Source organism: Helcococcus kunzii ATCC 51366, assembly GCF_000245755.1.
Classification (GTDB): domain Bacteria; phylum Bacillota; class Clostridia; order Tissierellales; family Peptoniphilaceae; genus Helcococcus; species Helcococcus kunzii.
Genome location: NZ_JH601088.1, coordinates 1,178,887 through 1,202,689, shown reverse-complemented (window position 1 = coordinate 1,202,689; position 23,803 = coordinate 1,178,887). Strand labels below are relative to the sequence as shown.

The following is a 23,803-nucleotide window of genomic DNA, read 5'->3' as shown; positions in this document are numbered from 1 at the left end:
TTAATTTGTAATAATTAGCTAAATATTACAAAAATGTAACGGAATGAAATATAAAAAAAAGGAAAATACACAATATAAACGTGTACTTTCCTTAATCTGGACTATATATAGTTTTCTATTTCAAATTATTATAGAATTGAAATCTTTCCATTAGTTGTAACAGCTGTAATATCTAAAGTATTTTCAGCATTTTCGTCATAATTTTCAGTATAGGCTTTTGTTGAATGCTTATCTCTATAGATTTTAGAGAATTTTGGTGAAATAACATCACTATTTCTTGCTGATAGAGAAGCTTTAATAGATCTTTCAAAATTTAGTCCTTCAATATATATGCCTCCATTTGTAGAAGATAGATCCAATTTATTTGTATCATCAAATATATTAGACACATATAATGATCCATTTGTATTTTGAGCAATTACATCTACTACATTAAGTTTTGTTAAATTAATTTTACCATTTGTAGTATAAGCTTCTAGCTCATCAGATTTAATTTCACTTAAAGAAATCTTACTATTGGTAGTGTTTGTAACAATTTTATCAGTACCTACATTGATAGCTTCAATTTTAGCATTTGTTGTGGTTGCATTTATTGATTTTGAAGTAATATTAGAAAATTCTATTCTAGCGTTTGTAGTTTCAAATATCACATTATCTATATCAAAATTATTAGCTTGAATCTTACTATTTGAATTTCTTACTTTAATACTATTTAGTTTATCTTTTGGTAAATTGATAATAAGTTGGGATTTAAAATTCCAATTATTTTTATTTAAATCAATTCCAAAGTAGTGGTTATTATCTTCAATTTTATGAATTAAAAATTCGTCATTTTCATCATGATATTTATTGTCATAATTTATAATAGCTATACATTCAATATAGTCTTGATTGTGACTTTGAATTTGTATTGCACCTTGTAAATTATTAACAAAGAAATTTATTGGTTCTTCAATATCTTCTATTTTATATGTTTTAGTTGTATTAGCATTAAATTTTGATCCTGCAATGTTAATATTGGAAATATCAAAATCCATATTATTTATCACATCACCAGCTTTATTTATTGCTGTTTCAACACCTGATAATATTTTGTTTACAAAATTATTTACTGAGTTTTCAAAAGAAGCCTCTTTTTCAGCAAAATTTGTCTTTTCTTCTTCTTTTTTCTCTTTTTCTCCGATAGCATCTAATAATTTTAATGCCTCATCTTCAGTGATTTTTCCTTCTTTTAACATATTTAAGATTAATTTCTTTTCTTCTGACATTTTAACCTCCTTATATTTCGGATAACATCTTTGTAGCTTCTTCTGATGTTATTTCTCCATTGTTTAACATATTTAATATTTCTATTTTTGAAGTATCACTCTCAACTTTATGACCTAAGGCTGAGATTACATTATCTAGCTTATTTCTCACTGTAGGATAGGAGATACCTAATTCCTTTTCGATTTCCTTTATACTACCTCTTTTAAGAACAAATATTTCTACAAAGTCTTTTTGTTCTTTAGTTAATTTGGAAAAATTATCTTGTTTAAAATTTCCATTGATTTCCGTTTTGCACTTATTGCATTTATATCTTGTAATGGATAGTTCGTGCTCACATACAGGGCAAATTGACAAATTTTCTTTCATAAAAACCTCCTAAATGATATTTATATATGAAATCAGTCCGTATTATTAATTCTTTATTCTATTTAATTTGATTATATATCTAAATTAGTTTTAAATCAACATATTTAAATAATTTTATCAAATTAATTAAAATATTTAATTTTAATATTAATATTTTTAATTTAAACTTTTATTTTCTATATAATAAATGTGATATAATAAAAATAAAAAAATAAAGGATGATTTATGGAAAATATAAAACTAGAGATTATAGATTTAGACGATAATGGAAGAGGAATAGCAAGAAAAGATAATATTATATATTTTGTAAACAATGCTAAACTTGGTGAAACGGTAGAAGCTAGAACAGTTCAAAAAAAGAAATCATTTATTATCGCTGAAAAAATAAAAACTATTACACCATCTCCTTATCTAAATGAAAATAGTGTAGAAGAGAATAAATTATGTGGAGTATTTGATCTTTATGATATTTCCTATAAACATCAAATTAGTTTTAAGAGGAATAATATATTAAACACAATTAATAGAATTGCTGGAGAAAATCTAAATGATATTAATTTTATATCTGCTGAAAATCAATACCACTATAGAAATAAATTAGAATTAAAACTAACACCTACAGGTAAATTAGCTCATTTCTCTAGAAAATCAAATTCATTTGTTGAAGTTGATGAATGTGTAATGGTAACAAATGAGATAAATACTATAGTGCAGAAACTTCAAAATTTAATTTTAGATTATGGTATTCAAGGATATGATCCAAAGACAAATAAAGGGTTAGTCAAAAATATTATTATAAGATCAACATCACTAGGTGATACTATGTGTATTTTTGTATTAAATAAAGAAAGAAACATGAATGATTTTTATAAAGCCATTCAAAACGAAAAAATTATAAGCAGTTTTTATATTAGCATCAATAGTAAAAAGAATGATTATAAAATTCAAAAATTACAACATATTTTTGGAAAGAAGAAAATCCAAGAAAAATTAGGGGATTATAATTTTAACATTTCACCTAAAGCTTTCTTTCAAGTTAATAAAGATATTGCATTTCAAATTTATCAAAAGGCTAGAGAATATGTTAAAAAAATACAGCCCTCAATATTAGTAGATTTATATAGTGGCGTATCCACAACATCGATTATTTTGTCTGATATTTGCAAAAAGATAATTTCGGTAGAGATAAATAAAGATGCCGTTTTTGATGCGAAAGAGAATGCTTTATTAAATGGTGTAGATAATATCGAATGGATGAGTAAACCTGCAGAAAAGGCGATAGAGGAGATTAATTTAGAATTTGATAATGGTATGGCGTTATTTGATCCGCCTAGAGCAGGACTAGACAATGTGATTATAGAGAAAATTGGAAAATCCAAAATAGATAATATAGTGTACATTTCTTGTAATCCGTCAACTTTAGCCAGAGATATAAAAAGATTTAAACAATATGGCTATAAATTAGAGGAAGTTACAGGATATGATCAATTTGTTAACACTGTTGAATCGGAAGTTATTGTTTTACTTAGTAGATAATTTATTCTAATATAATTAATTATATATTGATAATTATTATAGTTTTTAGTTATAATATATATTATTGCTTATTAATAATGAATGGGGGCTAGTTTTGAAAATTACTGTTATAGGAGATAGTATTACAGAATACAATTATAGAGCAAAAAAGAATTGGGTGATGTATCTTGATGATATTAATGATACAAAAATTCAAAATTTAGGTATTAGCGGGACGGGATTCGCCAAAAAAGACCCATATATCAATAGAATTGGATTAATAAATGGTGATGTTGAATTAATTGGTGTTGCCGTTTCTTTTAACGATTTAAATATAGAATTACCAATTGGAGAAATTGATGATTTTGAAGAAAAGTCTCTAATGGGATATCTTAATAGATTTGTTGCAAAACTATTGGAGATCCATTCAGACAAAAAGATAATTTTTTATGTTCAAAATGTTTGGAGCATGTATAGACCAGGAAAGAGTAGAAGTGATGAATATATTTCAAAGGTTGAACAAGTATGTCAAAGAAAAAATATAGATTTTTACACTGAAATGTATTATGAAGATAAAGATTTAAGACCTTGGGAATGGGAAAATAGACTTTTATACTTTACATCTGACAATGAAGAGCTTGGAGATACGGGTTTGGTTGATGATGTGCACCCGAATTCTGAAGGGCATAGAGTGATTGCGAAAAAATTAAGAAAATATTTTGGCATATAAACATTATGTAGATATATTGTTGTTTTAGGAGAGTTTATGATAAAAAAATTTAATAAGTTTGTGAACTATATACTATTTTTCATTGTAATCTGTTCGTCTTTTTCGGCGTTATCAGGATTAATTTATTATCTTTTTAAGGCGAGTTTTAATACTACGCTTAAATATATTATTATTTTAGTAACTTTAGCCACAATGTTTAATTATAGGGAGAAATTTTTACCTTTTATTAAGATGATGAAAGATAATTTGAAAATAACATTTATAACATCATTTATAATAATTTTTGCGTTACAAATATTTCTTATATTTAGGGTTAATCTATATGCTACATGGGATGTGGATAATGTATATGCTATAGTAAAAACATTATTTTATAAAGAAGATTTAAGTGAGTTATTTCATACCTATATATCTAGATATCCAAATAATAGATTTATAATGTTTATGTTTTATCACTTAGCTAATTTGTTTAGACCATTAATTGGGGAATTTGCCATTTCAAGACATTTCTTTCAATTAATTAACATTATTTTTCTAGATTTTTCAATATATTTAACTGCATTTTCCCTATATAATATATTTGATAAAGATTTTTCTTTTAAATTTCTTTTGCTTTCAATACCTTTGATGTTTTCAGTTTATATATTTTTCCCATATACCGACTATATGGTTTTACCTTTTATTGCTATATCAATATTTTTGTTTACTCTAAAAGATGGCATTCCAAAATATATGATGCTTGGAGTATCTTCTGCATTGGCATATTTAATGAAACCTTCATCAATTATATATTTATTCGCCATTTTTATTTTAATGGTATTGTTATTAATTGATAAAGAAGGTAAAAATAGAAAGAAAAAATTAATCTATTCGTTAGCAACATTCATTTCTTTAATTTTTGTAATAAAAATATTTTCTTTTTATTGTAGCAATCAAAATTTAATTAAATTTAAGAGGAGTGAGGAGTTTCCACCAAATCATTTTATTGCTATGGGATTAAGTAATTTTGGCGCTTATAATCATCGTGATGTTTTAGATACTGCCGCACAAAAAGGTAAAAGAGCAAAAATTAAGTACAACAATAGGAAAATAGTTAAAAGAATACGAGACATGAAATATATTGGGTATGCTCCATTTTTATTTACTAAATTATTTGCGACTACAACATTTGGCAGTTATTCACCTTATTGGGAGCAAAGAGGTGCTGTAATAGATGTTGAAGATGAATACATCCTTTCAGGAAGAAATAAAAACTCAATTGAATCAAGAGAAAAGTATAAACAAATTAACAATGACTTCTTTAAGAGTTTTTATTTTACAAATGCGAAAAATAGGCCAGTTATGGATTTTGTTTATCAAATTATTTATATTTTTGTATGGATTGGAGTATTTTTATCTCTTAGACATTCAAACGAAGATGAACTTATAATACAAATATTTAAACTCAGCTTATTAGGAGCCTTCACATTTTTAATGCTGTTTGAAAGTGGAAGATCTAGATATCTAATTCAATATATTTTCTATATTTATATATTATCTATTTATGGATATAGAAAATATTATTTAACAAAAATTTAATAATGATTTAACATATATTTTACTTATGGTATAATTTTTTTAGCAGCTTTTATAGGGGGTAATATGGAGCATATATCGATGCTATTAGGTGGGCTAGCTTTATTTCTTTACGGTATGAACGAAATGGGGAAAGGCTTAGAACTACTAGCTGGAAATAAACTTCAGGAAGTGTTAGAAAAATTAACTAGTAATAAATATATAGGGATATTAGTAGGTGCGCTAGTCACATCTATAATACAATCCTCATCTGCAACCACTGTAATGACAGTTGGATTTGTTAATTCAAGGATATTATCATTATCACAAGCGATTTATGTAATAATGGGAGCTAATATTGGTACAACCATAACAGGTTTAATATTAACGTTAGATATAGATTTAATAGCTCCATTCTTTACTTTTATTGGAATGATAATGATGCTATTTACTAAAAAGAGAAAATACAAATATTCTGGTACCATAATATTTGGTTTTGGTGTTTTATTTATGGGAATGAATATGATGGGGGCAGCGGTTAAGCCACTTGCAGCCAATCGTGAATTTACATCACTTTTAGCTAAATCAAGTAACCCTCTTATAGGGATCGTAGTCGGAGCAATTTTCACCGCGGTGGTGCAAAGTTCATCTGCTACAACAGGTATTTTAATTACTTTTGCAAATACAGGCATCATTACATTTGAATCAGCCTTTTATCTTATTTTAGGTACAAATATAGGTACATGTATTACCTCTGTTTTATCTAGTATAGGCGCAAACAAAAATGCAAAAAGAGTTGCTGTAGCTCATATTACTTTTAATGTAATAGGAACTATAATTTTCACAGCGGCTTCATTATCATTACCAGTAGTTAATTGGATAGAGGCTCTATCACATAGAACGGCTGAACAAATCGCGTATTTGCATACAATATTTAATTTAGTTACAACCATTCTTTTAATACCATTTACAGATTTATTAGTTGATATTTCTAAGAATGTAATTAAAGGAAGTGATGAGAAGGAAAAAGGATTGTCATTGATGTATCTCAATCCAGAAGGCTATCACGACACCATTCCTACAATAGCTGGTATAAGACAAGAATCATTAAGAATGCTAAAATACACGCAAGAAAATTTGAAACTATCCATACAAGACTTATTAAATCATGAAGATGACACAACAGCGAATATAGCATTTAATGAAGAAATTATAGATTATCTTAATAAGGAAATTACAAAAGTTTCCGTAAAAACAATGACAAATGATTTAAATAAATACCAATATAAACAACTTTCATATTATTTGAAGATTGCTTCAAATATAGAAAGACTTGGGGATTATGCTTATAACATAAGCAAATTAGCTTCAAGAATGTATGTTTCAGAGATAAAATTTTCAAGTGAAACAAAATTAGAAATAATAGCAGTATCACACGTTTTAGAAAAACTTTATGATGATGTGTTTGAAAGCCTTAAAGAAAATGATTTTGATATGAAAGAAATCAGAACAAAATCATTTATCGTTCAGGATATGGTTGAAAGAAATAGGGAAAACTCACTACATAGATTAAGAAATGGTTCTGATGATGCGGAAACAGGCTTAGTTTATGACAAATTCTATACTTATATTTTAAGAACTAGAGATCATTTAATTAATGTTTCAAATCAATATGCTACAATATATGAGTAGTATGAATTGAAAGATTAAGGAGATTATTTTGCCAATAAATTTTGTGAAAGTTGAAGATTACGATAAAAAAATAGACATTTGGGAAAATGCCGCAGGAAACCATTCAAAATCAAAACTAGATGATATGCAGATAAAAGATGGAGTTAATAGATTTGATGCCACAGTTTCCTATGCCAAAGCAATAATAGGCACGAAGTACAAAGATATTCAAGATTTAGTGGACACCTTTACATATCTTCACGAAATCAAAGGTGAATATGAGAAAGAAACATATGAAGATATACCATATATCATTTCATATTTAGTCGATGATGCCCGTGATTCTGTGATTGTACTCTCTGGTGGAGGCTTTGCATATAAGACAATAGACGGAAGTACGAGCGGAGGAAAGAGAGTAGCGGAAAGGCTAAATGCTAGAGGTGTAAATTGCTTTTTACTACACTATAGATCAAATCCATACAAATTTCCCATTCCAATTCTAGACTTACAAAGATCAATACGATATATTAGAAAAAATGCTACCAAATTTGATATCAATCCCAGCAGAATCTCCATAATGGGATTTTCATCAGGGGGATATATCATAGCATCATATATTAATCAATACATTGGAAAAGACTTTTTCCCTGAAAACTACAGAGAAGATGACATAGACAAAATTAAAGACGACATTGTCTCAGCTGCAATGATTTATGCACCGTTGACATTTAGATACAATGTCCCAATGCTTCACGCAGTCCATCCATACGAACAAGTCACCGACCCAGAACAAAGAGAAAAACTATTAAAAAAACTAGAATTAAAAAATAACCTTAATTCCGAAAACATTCCACAATTTATCTCCTATAGCGACGGAGATCAAACAATCAACTACAATGGAACAGAAGATTACATCCAAGCACTTCAACTAAACATGGGCGAAGTCAAAGTAAAATTTATTGACAATCAAGACCACGGATACTCTGATGATTTGTATATAGATGATTATGTAGAATGGTTAAAAGAACAATAATAAATTAAAGACTGTTGAAAATGATTGAAAGTCATTTTGAAGCAGTCTTTTTTGATTTGTATATATTTTAATGGTAACCAACATCAGATATTGATGAGCCCCTAAATTTTTTTATTTGCAAGTGTCTCTTTAGATAGAAGTGTGTGTATGTTACATTTTTCGGTTTTTAGTCGTAAAAATACTTTTGGGGGTGTAATGCTTGGAGTTTTCGTGGGGTTGAAATACCATATGGGTTATAATTCTTGGGATACATGGTCTGGGAATGACTTTTGAGATATAATTCTTGGGATACATGATCTGGGAATACCTTTTTAGATATAATTCTTGGAATACATGGTCCGGGAATACCTCCTAGGGGTATATAAAAAGACCATCAAATAAAAAACATGGTCCGTATATACCTGAAGGGGGTATAATTGGGACCATAGAATATAGAATATAAACTCGCAAATACGTAATAATATACAAATTTCTACAGAATATGTTTGAACATATGCTATGTCAATATTTAAATCACCTTATTATAAAACTTCCTTGAAATATATCTGTTTAATACAATTTGCACAATTAAACCAAACACTAATATTAAAACATAATATAAAATATTGATTCTAATTATAGTTATAAATTTGAAATAATCAAATATTAAACTAGAGAATATAGCAAATAAAAAACCTGTAATAAATAAGATGGTGTTGGTTTTACCTGTCATTTCTAAAGTTTTATTTGTTCTATTTTTCATGAAAAATAGAATTAATAATGGAATTGCTAAAGTTATTATTGAAACTAATAGATTTATTTCTATTATTTTATAATCTTTTTTACCAATAATGTAGTCAAGAAAAGTCAAAAATAAATTTAAAATTAATATTGTATTTACGAATAACATTATATAAGAAAATATATCAAGTATTTTTTCGACTCTGACTTTCTTAGGCGCATTATCTATAACATCATCAATAAAAGATTTTAGATCTGTACCAAAGATGTCATCAATATTTTGATTTCTACTTTGGGCATCAATAATCATATTGGAAATATCTTGTGTGATTAATTCTTGATTATATTCATTTAGATTTGATAATTTAAGATAAGTTATCATATTAGAATATGCAGTTTTATTTTCCTTATTTATTAATTTTGATAATTTGAAATTTTCTTTTCTTATTTTTGTTAATTTACTCATTGTTTTCCTCTTTATCATTTTCTGTAAATAGTTTATAAAAGGCTTCATTTAATTTCGACCAATTTTCTTTAAATTCATTGAGATAAATTTTACCTTCATCTGTTAAATTATAATATTTTCTTTTTGGTCCTGAAGGGGAAGGGCGCGATTTACCAATAATATATTTGTTTTTTTGAAGTCTTAATATTATTGGGTAAATTGTTCCTTCTGAAATCTGACCGAATCCATATTCTTCAAGTTTTTGAGAAATTAAATAGGCATATGTTTCTTCATTATCAATAATCTTGAGAATAGCTGCTTCTAAAACACCTTTTAACATTTGTGATGGAATCATACATTCCTCCTGTCTATCTTGTATTACAAGTTACTAGCTATATTGTAATGCAAGATACATAAATTGTCAAAAAAATTTAATGAATATATGATAGGTCTTATAGTAGTATTTTTTAATTTTTGAGGTTTATTGCGAGGTTGCTTTGTCTTAAAACAACTTTTGAATTATAAATCTTGGAATGCATGGTCCTACAATACCCCCTGGGGGTATATAAAAAGACCATAAAATAAAAAAATATGGTCCGTATATACCTGTGGGGGGTATGCTCAGGACCATAAGATTTAATGAATGAAATTTAAATAGCTAAAATGTAATAAGAATATCTGCTATAAATGGTCCTAAATATACGGTAGGGTGGTATATTGAGACCATGACTACTAATACGTCTCTTAAAAATATAGCCCCAAATATACCTACCAGGGGTATATCAGGACCATAAAAAAAGAAACTATGGTCTAAAAAATACAGGGGTGGGGTATATTGGGACCATAGAATACATGATATAAGCTAATAAATATATAACTATAAACCCCAACAAATTATGCTCATATATAAAATTATATCCACCTAAAGTTATACAGTATAAATCAATATTCTCCTTATTAAATAAACTAAAAACTTCCTCAAAAAAAGAGAACAAATTTCACTTTTGAAATTTGTTCTTTTTTAAATATATTATTTTCTGCGATATATCTCATATCTATATTTAGGTTCATTTTCTCTATTAGAGAAGTCTGATAAGGATTCTAATTCCCATTCATCCTTATCAAATGTAGGGAAGAAGCTATCTGCATCAGCTGTGTCCTCTTTTATTTCTTCCACTTCAGTTATATAAAGTTTTGAAGCTACATCAATAAATTGATGATATACACTGTCGCCTCCGACAATGAAGATTGTTTCTTCAGGATTATTATTAGCATATTGTATGACTTCTTCTTTTGAATGCAATGTATATGCTCCATCAAATTCATCGTTTGATCTGGTTAATATAATATTTTTTCTATTTGGAAGTGGTCTTTTTGGAAAACTGAAATAAGTTTTTTTTCCGCATACTATTGTGTGACCAAGTGTGGTTTCCTTAAAATATCTTAAATCATTTTTTAAATGGTATATCATATCCCCGTTTTTCCCAATAGCATGAGTGTTTTCGGTAATTGCAGCAATCATATAAATGTTTTCAATCATAATATTTCCTTAAATAGCTAGTTCAAATTTTAAGTTTGGTTTCTGTGGTTTATAGTTTTCTAAAGTAAAATCGTCAATAGTAAAGTCATAGAAATTAGTTTTTTCTGGATTTAATATTAAACGAATGTTTTCGGCATCTGTTTGTCCTTCACGACTCAATAATTCTTCAATTTGTGTTAGATGTCTATCATAAATATGAGCGTTATTTACGTAATGACAAAATGTGCCTGGTTCAAGTCCGACATGTCTTGCAACCATCATTTGAAGCGCTACATATTGCACTTTATTTATAGAATTTGCAACAGGTAGATCGGAAGATCTTTGTATAAGTGTCATATCTAGATATTTGTCTCTTACACTCCATTGAGTTTCCATAGCGCAAGGATATAGACCAGGTGTAGATTCTAAATCATCTTCTTGATAAAGATTGATAATATGTCTTCTTCCTAATGGTGCATCTTTTAAATTGTTTAATAATTTATTGATTAAATCGTGTTTTTTTACCGTTGCACCATAACGTTGTCCAATAGTACCGTCGCCAACATTCCAATCATCCCACCAGTGAATATTATATTTTTCTTTTAAAAGAGATAATTCATTGCTTTGATCTTGATAAATCCAAAGTATTTCTTTTATACTTGATTTCCAAGGTATAGGACGAATGGTTAGTATAGGAAATTCACCCTTTGATAAGTCATATTTTTCAAACACTTGATTTATATAAAAAGTATGAGAGGGCGTGCCATCTGCGTATTTTGGTCTTACTTTCTCTCCTTTTGTAGAATATCCATTTTCTAATATTTCTTTACATAAATTTTTAAAATTTTTATCTGCTAGATTCATTTTTACTCCTCCATATCTTTTTATTATTTTACCATATAAATTATATTTATGGTTAAACTTATATATTTTGGATAATATTATGTTATACTATAATAATCAAGGAAATATTTTTAATGTATTAATTAGTAAGGAGTTTGAATCAATGGATTCGCATCAGATATACAATATAATATTTTTTATAATTTGTTTAATAATTTCGGCTTTGTTTTCATCTTCAGAAGAAGCTTTTTTAGGCGTGAGAGAAACAAGATTAAAAATGAAAATTAGAGAAGGGGATGAAAAAGCGGAGAAAACACTTAAGTTAACAGAAAAATATGAGCATATCATTTTGACAATATTAATAGGAAATGTCTTGATAAATATAATTGCAACAGTGATCGCGACAGCATTTTTTATGAGAACAGTTAAATCATATGCTGCACTCATAGCAGGTATATTTTCCTTTTTCATCATATTTTTGATTTCAGAAATTATACCTAAATTTGTAGCGAAAAACATTCCAGAAGAAGTTGCGATTTTTAATACGAATTTCATTAAATTCTTTATGATTGTACTTGCTCCATTAGTTTGGTTAGTGCAGTTTATAAATAGCATAGTTAAAAAGCAATTTCATATTGATAATACTGAATCCATCAGTGAAGAAGAGCTTCTGCATTATGTTGAAGAAGCGAGAGAGGGAGGAAGTATTGAAAATGATGAGCATAAACTTGTAAAAGCAGCTATAGAATTTGATGATGTAAATGTTGAAGAGATACTTATTCCAAGAAGAGATATCGTGTCAATAGAAGTAAATGATAGCGATGAAGAGATTGAAGAAGTGTTTGATGAACACTATTATTCAAGACTTGTGGTTTATGAAGATACCGTGGATAAGGTGCTTGGCATCATTCATGAGAAAGATTTTCATAGATATTTAAGACAAAAGAGAATTCAAAATAGTAATATTGATATTCGATCAATAATCTCAGAGCTTTTATATATACCGGGCATGGTTTCACTCTCTGATTTGCTTCATTTGATGCAAAGAGAAAAGAAACATATGGCTGCCATAATAGATGAACACGGTGGTCTTGAAGGTATAGTTACTATGGAAGATATCTTAGAACAACTTGTTGGTGAAATTTGGGACGAATCAGATGAAGTCGAACAAGAAATTAAAATAATAGAAAGAGACAAGCTGATAGAAGTAAGCGGTAAAGCCTCACTTGAAAAAATCTTTACATTTTTAGGTATTGAACATTCAGATGATTACAATGCTAATAGTATTGGGGGATTCGCTGTCGAAATGTTAGATAAAATGCCTAGATTTGGCGATTCCTTTATTTTTGAAAACTACAAATTTACAATTAATAAAGTAAAAAGTAATAGAATTGAGACTATAAAGATAAAATATTTAAATAAGTAAAATTAAAAACGTCTAGAAGAACCCTTTGAATGAAAAATTAGGGTTCTTTTTAATTTGTAAATGGGTATATATCTTTTCACAGTAAAATTAATAGAGAGGGAGATATGTATAAATTAAAAGATAGAATAAAAATAAAAGAAGTGACATTAAATGTTAAAAATCTAAATCAGATGATAGATTACTATAAAACTATTGGCTTAGAATTAATCAATAAAACAGATAAAACTGTAAGTTTAGGAGTAAGGGAGAATGTGTTGTTAAATCTAAAAGAAATAGATTCAACACTTACAGAAAAAACAACAGGACTATATCATGTCGCATACTTGGTCCCTTCTAGAAAAGATTTAGCAAATGTGCTATTTTCTTTACTTGTGAAAGACACTGAAATACAAGGTGCAGCCGATCATGGATATAGTGAAGCCATCTATTTAACAGATCCCGAAGGAAATGGCATTGAAATATATCGAGATAAAAATATTGAAGAATGGGATATAAACGAATATGGACAAATTAAAGGTGTCACAGAACCATTATATGCAGACGAACTATTAGCTCAAAGAGATACAGATAAACCAGTACAACTTCCAAGCGGGACAAAAATAGGTCATATACATTTATTAATAAAAGATTATCAAGAAACTAAAAAATTTTACACAGACATTTTAGGCTTTGATAATAAATACGAATTTACAGATCAAGCAGTATTTTTAGCGGCTAATCTATACCATCATGATATCGCACTAAATATTTGGAATTCAAAAGGAATGGAATTAAGAAAAGATAACCAATTAGGATTAGACCATTACGTGATTGAAATAAATAATAGGGAAGATTTCGAAGGTTTAAAAAATAATTTATCTAATGTAAAAGAAAATATCATAACAACTTCTGAAAGCAAGATAGTGCTAAAAGATAATCAAAATATAAAAATAAAAATTATACTAAAATAAGATTCATCAATAAATATTAAAATATATTTTAGATTTTCATGAGACGAAGTAAAAATGTACGCTTTACATGTCTAAATGGAAAATTGGCAAATCCACATGTAGAAAATTTGCAATAATTACATGTGTGAATGGGGAAATGTCAATTACACATGTAGAGCTTTAAAAAATCTACATGTCTAAACGGAGAAATGGAAAATACACATGTAAAAATGATGTTATAAGGGATTTTCCTGATTAAATCGAGAAATCTGAAATAAACAGGAAAAAATTTTAAACAAATTTCCTGACTAAATCGAAATTCTCAAAATAAACAGGTACAACTATCGAGCACATTTCCTGATTAAAATGAAAATCTAGAAAAAGTCAGGAAAAAATATTGAGTAATTTTCCTGACTAAATCGAAAATCCTAAAATAATCAGGAAAAACCGACAAAAACATTTCCTGATTAAATCGAGAAATCCAAAATAATCAGGAAAAACCGACAAAATAATTTCCTGACTAAAACTAAAAATCCAAAATAATCAGGAAATCCTCTTAAAAACTTAATAAGCTTATTGATTGCGAGCAATCTATCCAACAGCAAACTATTGATCCAAGGTGCATTTTTTTGCCACCCGTAGGTTACCCAACAGGTATTGAAAGCCACCCATAGGTGACCCAACAAATATTGAAGAAATCACTCCAACATATTAGAAAATCAACAACATTCTAATTAAAAAAAAGATGATGCACAGACGAGATAAACTCATCTGTTACACCATCTATAAATTTTTTCAATTTTATTTGCTATTAATATAGCATTTTCTATAACTTACCAAATAGTGTCAAAATTTGTATATCCACCATCGGATAATATTTGAATTCCTAAATGTGCTCTCAAATTTTACCAGAGACTTTCAATTAAAGATAACTCTTTGACTGCTAAAGTTTAATAAATCTTTCTTTTTCATCATGGGATATTTCCCACAATTACTTTAACTACTCGAAACTTACAAAATATATTTAATTGTTGATTTATTAATTATTCTTTAATTGTGTTCTGAAATATCTATTAACATTTATTGTATACTATCAATAAAAGTATACTATCAATAAAAATTTTTTACCCCTAACTAAATATAAAATTCTAACACTTACATAATCTGTGTCTGACTTAAATTTAATCTACTATCCGATGGTTTCAATACTTGATATTATCTCAGTTTTCATCGGTTGTTCCTCCTTAAGTTTCAAATGATATCTAAATATAATATTTAGTATATCGTTATCATCTTTCATAACATATATAACCAGGAATATAATTCTTAAACATTTAAAATAAAAAATAGAGCTATTGCAAAACTAAAAATATTGCAACAGCTCCATTTTACTATGTTATATAAAGATTAAAAACTATTATTTGAAATCTAAATATTCTTTTTCAAATACTTTATCACTTCTAACAGTGTCAATTGGTTCAATCATTTGTTCAATTTGTTCTCTATATGGTTCAAATTTTGGAGGTAATGCTAATTTTTCTCCAAGTATTTCATTGCTTTCTTGATAATCTATAAATCCTGGACCTTCTGTTGAAAGTTCAATTAAAATTTGAGGATAGATTCTTGCGTAAAGTGCACCGAAGTAAAATCTATCTACTAAACCAGAACTTCTAAATCCATGTTTATTATAGAATTCAAACCAGTAGTTTAAAGCATCTTGGTCATCAACTCTCATTGCGAAGTGGTGAATTGCGCCATATCCTGGACGTTGTCTTGGTGATTCAGTATCATCTTCTACATAAATACTTGCACCATTTCCACCCTTATCAATTTCAAATAAATGGAATTTATCTTCAGTTTGAGTTTCTTTATATCCATAAACTTCTTCTAAAATAGTCTTCATAGCTTCAAATTTTGAAACTTTAAGTACTATTGGTCCAAGTCCGTAAATACCATATTCATCAGGTACTGGACCTTTATGCCAAGGTTCACCAGGAGCTATTCCGTGGTCATTTTCATCAGAAACTAATTGATAATTTTGATCATCAAAATCATAAAATTCGATATATTTTACACCAAATCTTTCTTTTATTTCTGAATGTTTAACATCATAGTGTTCAAATCTTTTTTTTCAATATTCTAGCGCCTCATCACTTGGTACTCTAAATGAAGCTCTGTGAATAGCATCAGTACCATCAACTTTTTTATTATCTAATCCAAAATGGAAGAATGTCATATCTGTACCGGCATTTCCTTTATCATCAGCATAGAATAGGTGATATGCTTGTACATCATCTTGATTTACAGTCTTTTTAACCAATCTCATTCCCATAATATTTGTAAAAAATTCATAATTTCTTTTCGCATCACTTGTCATAGCAGATACGTGATGCATTCCTCTTATTTGTGTATCCATAATGTCTCCCTTAAAAATTTTTGTTATCATTTTACATTCATTAATATACCCCCGGGGAGTATTATTAAACAAAAATGAAAATTTGTTAACATTTGTGTGACAAGAATCACATTATAAATTTAAAATAAAAACTGCTGTGAAAGATTATTATTTCACAACAGTTAAAGATTCTTTTTAGTATTCTGATGCGCCTGCAGTACCATCTGATTCTGGATCATCAAGATTTACATATCCACCAGCAGCAAGAGTCATGGTATATTTTGTTTCAATTGAGTTGATATCTACTTGATTCATAAGTTCTGCAAATTTAACAAATCTGTGTATTACATGTTCAAGATAATCTACAGTTATTTCATCTGTAATCATGCCATCTTCATCAAAACGTGTATCTGCCTTTGAAAGTAAGAACTCATTTCCAGGCATTACGAAAGCTTCTACGCCTGGCGCGTTTAAGATTTGTCTTAGATGTAGTTGGGCACGAGAAGTACCTAATTCTGTACGTGAAGCGCCAAGTATCATTACCGGTTTGCTTTTTAATGGGTGGTAGTTATATGACAGCCATTCAAGTAAACTCTTTAAAATAGCTGGAACTGTTCTATTATGCTCTGGTGTGACAAATATCACACCATCAGATTCAACGATTTTATCATTTATTTCTTTGATTTTTGGATAATCATCTTCATTTAAATCTTGATTAAATAGGGGAATATCATTTATATCGACTATTTCTATTTCAACCTCATCTACAAATAAATACTTTGCAAAATGTAGTAATTTTCTATTGTAAGATTTTTCTGATATTGATCCTGCTATACCGATAAATTTCATTTTTCCTCCCAATTAATTTCATCCCATCTAAAATTATCAAACTCATGAATACTGATTAAATTGTCCTTATTCATTTCGTTAATCATTTTTGTAAAAATTAAAAATTCATCAAAAATATTTTCCATTTCACGAATTTTATCTCTGTTTTTTAAATCGCCCATATCATCAAAAGCATTTTTTGAATTTCCTAGTAGAAATTCAGACCCCAAAACTTGAGCATTGACTTCTGGTGCTTTAAGCATTTGTCTTAAGACTTGTTGTGCTCTTGAAGATCCTAATGAACCATGAGATGCACCAACTATCATCACAGGTTTATGTGATAGTGGATGAATCCTATATGAAAACCATGCAAGTAAATTTATTAAACTTGCTGTAGGGGAATGATCATATTCAGGTGTTGCTATGATAACCCCATCAGCCTCTTCTATTTGATCTGCGATTTTTTGAACGACTTCTGGTACGTCATTTCCTTCTCTATAATCGATTAAAGGCACATCTTTAATCTCTATCAAATCTAAATCTGATTTGTAGAAAAACGCAGCTTGAATGTATTCTAATAATTTTCTATTTGTTGATTCTTTAGAATTTGTACCAACTATTCCAACTAATTTTGTCATTTTCTATCCTTCCATAATATGTATTTTTCTATACCCTTTGTATATTTTATTATATCACTATTATATATTGCAATGGCTTCAATTTCATTATTTTTACTAATAAAGTCATTTATTTCATTAAAATTTTTTCCAAATAATACAGATGTAAATATATCACAATCTACGGATTTCCTTGAAATAATACTAATGCTTTGCATATCTGTGTCCACAGGATAACCTGTCTTGGAGTCGAAAATATGATGATATAGTTTACCATTATAATTTAGCTTTCTTTCATAAACTCCCGATGTAACTATAGATAAATCATTTATTTCAAGTAACATTAGATGTGTACCTCGAGGACTTTTTGGATCTTGTAATCCAATTCTCCAATTTAGATCTTCGCTATTAAAGTTAAAACCATGTGTTAAGATATTTCCACCCAAATCAACCAATGCAGATTTTACACCATTTGAGATAATAAATTCCATAATTTTGTCAGCGATATATCCCTTAGCGATAGCTCCTAAATCAATAACCATACCATTTTTATTGAAAAACACGGTACTATTTTTTTCATTTAAAATTAAATCTTTAGGATTTACAAGGGATAAAGTGTTTTGAATTTTTTCTTTTGACGGCACACTTGCACTGTCAAATCCGATATTCCATAATTTTACAAGAGGACCGATACAGATATTAAGTGTACTATTTTCTAATAAACTGTATTTCTTGCCTAATTTAATTAGTTCAAACAATTCCGTACTTGTTTGAAATGGCTCTTTAGAAGCTTGAAGATTTAATTTATATAATTCAGATGTCTTATGATATATGCTAAAAACATCATTATATTTATATAATAAATCTTTACATTCATTTAATATTTTTGTGGGATTTTCATGTAATAATCGAATATGTATTTTTGTTCCCATTAATTCAATATTTAAGTCGTTATATTTCATACTTACTCCAATCTATACTTAATTATAGTACAAAAAAATAAAATATCATATTCAACAATTTACTTTTTGCATAATTAATGATATTCTAAATGAGGTTAATTTGATATTTTATTATTTTAAAATATCTAAAATATATATAAAAGAGGTAATATGGAATCATCATTTGTAAATATTATTGAAAAAAACTGTCAAAAGAAAGAAAATTTGATAAGTAAAAGTATTGGAAGATATGCGTATAGATCAATGCTTGCCGGAGCTGCTTTGACACTAACTACTTTTGCTGGTACTTATTCAGGAGACCAAGTAGATAAAGTTATCCCGGGATTAGGTAAATTTTTATATGCATTTCTATTTGCATTTGGATTAGTATATATTTTGTTTATGCATATGGAGTTAGCAACTTCTAATATGATGTATTTAAGTGCTGGTGCGTTTTTAGAAAAGATAAACGTTAAAAAGGTCATTTATATATTATTTATTTGTACACTATTTAATTTAGTAGGATCTATTGTTACAGGATGGTTAATCAACCAAACAGGGTTACTTAAAAGTATTATGGGGGATGGACTGCTAATTCATATGGTTGAAGGCAAATTAGCTCAAGACAGTTTGGAAATATTTTTCAGCGGTATTGTTGCTAATATTTTTGTTAACATAGCAATCATTTCATACTTATTATTAAAAGAAGAATCCTCTAAGGTGACAATTGCACTTTCTGCAGTATTTATGTTTGTATATTTGGGATTAAACCACGTTATTGCAAACTTTGGTTCATTTTTAATTGCATATTTCACCAATATCGGTAGCCAAGTAGAAGGATTAGATATATTAAATGTTTTAAGACAATGGCTTTTTGCATTTATTGGAAACTTCGTTGGTGGAGGTTTAATTTTAGGATTAGGATATGCTTGGTTAAATAAAACAGATAGTATATACAAAGATTAGAAATAAAGAAAAAGGCTATAATTAAGAAAATCATTTTGCTATGATTTTCTTAATTATAGCCTAATTTAATATAAAATTGAAAATAAATTATTTATTAAAAAATATCAGTCCAAAGGTATTATATCCACAATGTGAAGCAATTGTTGAGCTTGCTTTATTTACTAATATTTCTTCAAAGTCACAATTTTCTTTAATTGCATTAATACAGTTTTGAATTTGTTCTTCTGTTGCTCCGGAATGTGTCAAAGAAACAATTCTTTTATCAATATTTTCATCGTTTGATAGTGTATCTGTGATGTATTTATTTACAACAACATCAATTTTTCCTCTATATTTTTTTCCAACATTCATCTTACCATGATCTTTATTAGAAACAGAGATGGAAGGTTTAATGTTTAAAACATTTGCGCCAAAAGCTCTTAATGCTGATAATCTTCCACCTTCTCTTAGATAAGTAATAGAATCAATTACAAATGAAACATTTAATTTATCTGTTAGACGTGTTATTTCTTCGACTATTTCATCTGTGTTTTTTCCATCTTCAATCATGTCTCTTGCTATTAATAATAAAAGTCCAGACCCTGTAGAAAGTGATTTAGAATCTATAACATGTACATTTCCAAGTTCTTCCGCTGCTATAACTGCGTTTTGATATGATGAGGATAGACTAGAGCCTATACTCACATGTATTATTTCGTATTCATCATAATTCCAATTACCAAAATGTCTTAAATAATCACCAACGCTTGGAGCTGAAGTTTTTGGTAATACTTTGTGTTCGTCAAAGTATTTATAGATAAAGTTAGCATCTATATCAATCATGTCTTTATATTCTTTATTGTCTAAATGTATATATAATGGCAAAGTAAAAATTTGATATTTAGACATTAATTCCTTAGAAAGATCACTTGTTGAATCGCTACTTAGAATTATCTTTTTCATTTTTCCTCCAATTATATTATTTCATTATTATGATACCACAGAATTATGTATAATAAATGTAGATAATTATTTTTTCTATAATAAAATTTATTTGTTATACTTAATTTATAGATAAAAGAAAAAAGGGGGGAGAAAATGATTAAACCAAGAAAATTAAAAAAAGGTGATAAAATTGCAATCGTCAGCTTATCTTTAGGTATACTTGGAGAAGATTTCACAAGTCACCAAAGAGAAATAGCAGAAAAAAGACTTACAGAAGATTATGGTCTTGAAGTTGTTTATATGCCAAATTCTAAAAAAGGTATAAAATATCTTGATGAACATCCTGAAGCAAGAGCCGAAGATTTGAAGATGGCATTTAAGGATGATAGTATCGATGCTATCATGTGTGCAATTGGTGGGTTAGATACTTTTAGAACATACGAATATCTATTTGAAGATGAAGAATTTAAAAAATTAGTAACAGAAAAACCAAAGTTATTTACAGGATTTTCTGATACAACAATGAATCATCTAATGTTTCAAAAATTAGGTCTTAATACTTTTTACGGACCAGCTTTCTTAGTTGATATTGCAGAATTAGAAAATGAAATGCTTCCATATACAAAAGAATATTTTGATTTATATTTTGAAGATAAAGATGAATTTGAAATCAAATCATCAGATGTTTGGTATATAGATAGGGAAGAATACTCTGAAAGTCAAGTAGGTGTTCCTAGAGAAAGAAGAAAAGAAGAACACGGCTATGAAGTTCTAAATGATGGTAAAGGTAAAGTTAGAGGAAAGCTATATGGTGGTTGTTTAGATAGTATTGGTGATGCTCTATTTGACTTTATTGATCGTGGGGTAAAAGATATAGCTGATAAGTATGAAATTTTCCCATCTGAAGAAGAATGGAAAGAAAAAATATTTTTCGTTGAAACAAGTGGCGAAAAGATGAGCCCAGAAAAATTGGAAAAAATTCTTTTAGAATTTAAAAATAGAAAGTTCCTACAAAATGCCCAAGCGGTGATTGTCGGTAAACCATCTGATAAAGCATACTATGATGAATATAAACAAGTTTATGAAAAAGTATTTGCAGATATTAATACTCCAATACTTTACAATGTAAACTTTGGACATGCTTATCCAAGATGCATCGTTCCTTATGGAATAGAAGCTGAAATAGATTTTGATAATAAAACATTAAAGATTGTTGAACCAATTTTTCAATAAAATATAATTTTTATAAATAAAGGAGCTGTTATAAATACGTATTTTCTGGCAAAATGCTGGTATTTATGGATTTGATGGCTCCTTTTCTATAAAAAATTTATTTTTCTATTGTCTTATTTCTTTCAATTTATTTTCTATTGTTTTTAAAATATATTCTCTATCATCTTTATCTTCAATACTTAATTCATCGATTGAAAAAACTAATGTATCACTTGCTTTGTAGTTATTGAACCATTCATCATATTTGCTATGTAGATGTCTAAAGTATTCAAGTTGTTCTGGGGATTGTTCAAAATCACGACCACGTTTTGTGATGTGTTCCAAATGTTTTTCAAATGTTCCTCTAAGATAAATTAATAAATCTGGTGATTTCTTTGGCATTCCATCTATTTCTTCCATCATATTATCTAATAAACTATTGTAGATATCCATTTCTTTTTTTGTGATATTTCCTTGTTCAAAATTTATTTGTGTAAATAAAGAATCTTCATAAATTGATCTATCTAACACATTGTTTTTATGTTGAAGAGCTCTTTTTATACTTTTAAATCTTGTATTTAGAAAATGTACTTGTAAAGCAAAGCCCCAACGGCTTTTATCTTTATAAAATTTTTCCAAAATTGGATTATCATCTACACTTTCATAAAAAGCCTCACTATTGAAATATTCGGAAATATACTTTGTATATGTTGTTTTACCTGCGCCAATCATACCTGCAAGAACTATCACGTATTTTTCTCCTTCCATAATTAACTCCATTTATTTTTATTTCTCTTATATCTTTTATATCTTTAAAATTCACAAAAAAAAAGCTATTGCATATTAACCTTTAACTCAATATGCAATAGCCTATAAAGATTATTATTTAGCTTCTTTAATTGCCTTAAATACAGCTTCACTTGTTACTGTAGCACCAGAAACAGCTTCTATGCCTTCAGTAGTACCTTTTTCTGTGATTGTCTTTGATAAAGTTTTAATAGCTTCTTGACCTATTTCAGGAGTTTCATCTTTTCCTTCAATTTTTAAGTCAGTGATTTTGTCACCATCTTTAGTAACTTCTACTGTTACTTTACCTTTGTAACCGTCAGCTTCGCCTTTTAACACTTTCGCTTCAGTTTTTGCTTCACCTTTAGTATCATTTGCGTTATTTCCGCATCCAACTAGTGAAAATACCAAAACTGCAGCTAATGCCATTGATAATAATTTTTTCATATGTATCCTCCTAATATTGTATATTACAAAAATATCATTTAAATTAGTAAAAATCAACTAATATATGTATTATAGTTTCGATTTACGCCTCTGTTTTTTCTGCTATTAATTTTTTAGCTTCTTCTTTTTCTTTATTGATTCTAAATTCATCAGATAAGTCGGCTTGTTCTACTTCCCAATGAATTAGTAAAGTAAGTACAACCCTCAATCCTACAATTATTCCAAGTATAATAAGCTCATCTAAACTACGAACAATTACAGTTTTTATAATTTCGGACCCAAGCTTAAATTCTAAACCAAGAGATAAAGCCTCACCTAAAATTATTTTCGTTCTATTTTCTCTTAAATCCAATTTATTTTTCACAAAGTTATATAATGCTGCAAGACTTCCGTACAAAATAATGAAAATCCCTATAATTTCCAGCGCCATTATAATAACTGGTGCAATCGAATCTAAAACGGTCTCAAGAAAATGTTCCATTAATCCCTCCACATAACTTCCTTAATACAAATATCATATAAGAAAAATATGTTTTTATCAAGGTAAATACCGTTATCTACAAAAGTTTAAGAATTTAGAAATATCTCAAAATTCATATAAAAACATTCATATATTGTCTTTTTTAAATAAAAAATATTGAATTAGGGTTTACTATTTTGCTGTTTT

Annotated in this window: 24 protein-coding genes; 9 read left to right on the top strand and 15 right to left on the bottom strand. The window is 28.0% G+C overall.

The annotated features are described in order from the left end of the window. Positions 1-128: 128 nt before the first annotated feature. Complete coding sequence (locus HMPREF9709_RS05415; protein ID WP_005398561.1) at positions 129-1,268, bottom strand: DUF4097 family beta strand repeat-containing protein; 1,140 nt, start codon at positions 1,266-1,268, stop codon at positions 129-131. 10 nt (positions 1,269-1,278) lie between these two features. Beyond that, positions 1,279-1,635, bottom strand: coding sequence for a DUF2089 domain-containing protein (locus HMPREF9709_RS05410; RefSeq protein WP_005398560.1), 357 nt, complete (start codon positions 1,633-1,635; stop codon positions 1,279-1,281). A 225-nt stretch (positions 1,636-1,860) separates the two neighbouring features. On the opposite strand from HMPREF9709_RS05410, the gene rlmD reads away from it, so the two are divergent. The 5 genes from rlmD to HMPREF9709_RS05385 all read left to right on the top strand — a co-directional run bounded on the left by rlmD (position 1,861) and on the right by HMPREF9709_RS05385 (position 8,138). Beyond that, complete coding sequence (gene rlmD / locus HMPREF9709_RS05405; protein WP_005398558.1) at positions 1,861-3,171, top strand: 23S rRNA (uracil(1939)-C(5))-methyltransferase RlmD; 1,311 nt, start codon at positions 1,861-1,863, stop codon at positions 3,169-3,171. A 94-nt stretch (positions 3,172-3,265) separates the two neighbouring features. After that, positions 3,266-3,880, top strand: coding sequence for an SGNH/GDSL hydrolase family protein (locus HMPREF9709_RS05400; protein WP_005398556.1), 615 nt, complete (start codon positions 3,266-3,268; stop codon positions 3,878-3,880). A 36-nt stretch (positions 3,881-3,916) separates the two neighbouring features. Next, positions 3,917-5,458, top strand: a complete 1,542-nt coding sequence (locus HMPREF9709_RS05395) for a glycosyltransferase family protein (RefSeq protein WP_005398554.1) — start codon at positions 3,917-3,919, stop codon at positions 5,456-5,458. A gap of 63 nt (positions 5,459-5,521) precedes the next feature. Continuing rightward, a complete protein-coding gene (locus HMPREF9709_RS05390) occupies positions 5,522-7,126 on the top strand; it encodes a Na/Pi cotransporter family protein (RefSeq protein ID WP_040463853.1) in 1,605 nt (534 codons plus the stop codon). A gap of 28 nt (positions 7,127-7,154) precedes the next feature. Next, positions 7,155-8,138 (top strand): alpha/beta hydrolase fold domain-containing protein, encoded by a 984-nt coding sequence (locus HMPREF9709_RS05385; RefSeq protein WP_005398552.1) that lies wholly within the window; start codon positions 7,155-7,157, stop codon positions 8,136-8,138. 508 nt (positions 8,139-8,646) lie between these two features. On the opposite strand, the gene HMPREF9709_RS05380 is transcribed toward HMPREF9709_RS05385, so the two are convergent. The 4 genes from HMPREF9709_RS05380 to HMPREF9709_RS05365 form a co-directional block, all read right to left on the bottom strand. Continuing rightward, positions 8,647-9,324, bottom strand: coding sequence for a hypothetical protein (locus HMPREF9709_RS05380; RefSeq protein ID WP_005398551.1), 678 nt, complete (start codon positions 9,322-9,324; stop codon positions 8,647-8,649). Then, positions 9,317-9,658, bottom strand: coding sequence for a PadR family transcriptional regulator (locus tag HMPREF9709_RS05375; RefSeq protein WP_005398550.1), 342 nt, complete (start codon positions 9,656-9,658; stop codon positions 9,317-9,319). The genes HMPREF9709_RS05380 and HMPREF9709_RS05375 overlap by 8 nt, the downstream gene beginning before the upstream one ends. Positions 9,659-10,333: 675 nt before the next feature. After that, positions 10,334-10,843 (bottom strand): dihydrofolate reductase, encoded by a 510-nt coding sequence (locus tag HMPREF9709_RS05370; RefSeq protein ID WP_005398549.1) that lies wholly within the window; start codon positions 10,841-10,843, stop codon positions 10,334-10,336. A 9-nt stretch (positions 10,844-10,852) separates the two neighbouring features. Continuing rightward, positions 10,853-11,686, bottom strand: coding sequence for a thymidylate synthase (locus HMPREF9709_RS05365; protein ID WP_005398548.1), 834 nt, complete (start codon positions 11,684-11,686; stop codon positions 10,853-10,855). Between the two features lie 79 nt (positions 11,687-11,765). On the opposite strand from HMPREF9709_RS05365, the gene HMPREF9709_RS05360 reads away from it, so the two are divergent. Beyond that, positions 11,766-13,091 (top strand): hemolysin family protein, encoded by a 1,326-nt coding sequence (locus HMPREF9709_RS05360; protein WP_005398547.1) that lies wholly within the window; start codon positions 11,766-11,768, stop codon positions 13,089-13,091. Positions 13,092-13,195: 104 nt separating this feature from the next. Continuing rightward, on the top strand, positions 13,196-14,041 hold the full coding sequence (locus HMPREF9709_RS05355) for a VOC family protein (RefSeq protein WP_005398544.1): 846 nt from the start codon (positions 13,196-13,198) through the stop codon (positions 14,039-14,041). A 1,396-nt stretch (positions 14,042-15,437) separates the two neighbouring features. On the opposite strand, the gene HMPREF9709_RS10360 is transcribed toward HMPREF9709_RS05355, so the two are convergent. The 5 genes from HMPREF9709_RS10360 to HMPREF9709_RS05335 all read right to left on the bottom strand — a co-directional run bounded on the left by HMPREF9709_RS10360 (position 15,438) and on the right by HMPREF9709_RS05335 (position 18,822). Further along, positions 15,438-15,923 carry a VOC family protein gene (locus tag HMPREF9709_RS10360; protein ID WP_005398542.1) on the bottom strand — a complete coding sequence of 162 codons (486 nt, stop codon included), beginning with the start codon at positions 15,921-15,923 and terminating at the stop codon, positions 15,438-15,440. Positions 15,924-16,151: 228 nt separating this feature from the next. After that, positions 16,152-16,436 (bottom strand): VOC family protein, encoded by a 285-nt coding sequence (locus tag HMPREF9709_RS10355; protein ID WP_005398541.1) that lies wholly within the window; start codon positions 16,434-16,436, stop codon positions 16,152-16,154. 174 nt (positions 16,437-16,610) lie between these two features. Beyond that, the gene (locus tag HMPREF9709_RS05345) at positions 16,611-17,264 is read right to left on the bottom strand and encodes an NADPH-dependent FMN reductase (protein ID WP_005398540.1); all 654 of its coding nucleotides are present in this window, start codon (positions 17,262-17,264) and stop codon (positions 16,611-16,613) included. Then, positions 17,261-17,881: an NADPH-dependent FMN reductase gene (locus HMPREF9709_RS05340; RefSeq protein ID WP_005398539.1), complete on the bottom strand. Its 621-nt coding sequence runs from the start codon at positions 17,879-17,881 to the stop codon at positions 17,261-17,263. The genes HMPREF9709_RS05345 and HMPREF9709_RS05340 overlap by 4 nt, the downstream gene beginning before the upstream one ends. After that, the gene (locus HMPREF9709_RS05335) at positions 17,878-18,822 is read right to left on the bottom strand and encodes an FAD:protein FMN transferase (RefSeq protein WP_005398538.1); all 945 of its coding nucleotides are present in this window, start codon (positions 18,820-18,822) and stop codon (positions 17,878-17,880) included. The genes HMPREF9709_RS05340 and HMPREF9709_RS05335 overlap by 4 nt, the downstream gene beginning before the upstream one ends. Before the next feature lie 150 nt (positions 18,823-18,972). On the opposite strand from HMPREF9709_RS05335, the gene HMPREF9709_RS05330 reads away from it, so the two are divergent. Then, positions 18,973-19,767: a formate/nitrite transporter family protein gene (locus HMPREF9709_RS05330; protein ID WP_005398537.1), complete on the top strand. Its 795-nt coding sequence runs from the start codon at positions 18,973-18,975 to the stop codon at positions 19,765-19,767. An 87-nt stretch (positions 19,768-19,854) separates the two neighbouring features. On the opposite strand, the gene HMPREF9709_RS05325 is transcribed toward HMPREF9709_RS05330, so the two are convergent. After that, positions 19,855-20,709 carry a DegV family protein gene (locus HMPREF9709_RS05325; protein WP_005398536.1) on the bottom strand — a complete coding sequence of 285 codons (855 nt, stop codon included), beginning with the start codon at positions 20,707-20,709 and terminating at the stop codon, positions 19,855-19,857. A 135-nt stretch (positions 20,710-20,844) separates the two neighbouring features. Between HMPREF9709_RS05325 and HMPREF9709_RS05320 the strand changes: the two genes are divergently transcribed. Next, the gene (locus tag HMPREF9709_RS05320; RefSeq protein ID WP_005398535.1) at positions 20,845-21,924 is read left to right on the top strand and encodes a S66 family peptidase; all 1,080 of its coding nucleotides are present in this window, start codon (positions 20,845-20,847) and stop codon (positions 21,922-21,924) included. 105 nt (positions 21,925-22,029) lie between these two features. Here HMPREF9709_RS05320 and HMPREF9709_RS05315 read toward each other — a convergent pair whose 3' ends face one another. The 3 genes from HMPREF9709_RS05315 to HMPREF9709_RS05305 form a co-directional block, all read right to left on the bottom strand. After that, on the bottom strand, positions 22,030-22,671 hold the full coding sequence (locus HMPREF9709_RS05315) for a deoxynucleoside kinase (protein WP_005398534.1): 642 nt from the start codon (positions 22,669-22,671) through the stop codon (positions 22,030-22,032). A gap of 114 nt (positions 22,672-22,785) precedes the next feature. Beyond that, positions 22,786-23,136 carry an FMN-binding protein gene (locus HMPREF9709_RS05310; protein ID WP_005398532.1) on the bottom strand — a complete coding sequence of 117 codons (351 nt, stop codon included), beginning with the start codon at positions 23,134-23,136 and terminating at the stop codon, positions 22,786-22,788. 82 nt (positions 23,137-23,218) lie between these two features. Then, positions 23,219-23,617, bottom strand: a complete 399-nt coding sequence (locus HMPREF9709_RS05305) for a DUF1622 domain-containing protein (protein ID WP_005398531.1) — start codon at positions 23,615-23,617, stop codon at positions 23,219-23,221. Positions 23,618-23,803: the final 186 nt, after the last annotated feature.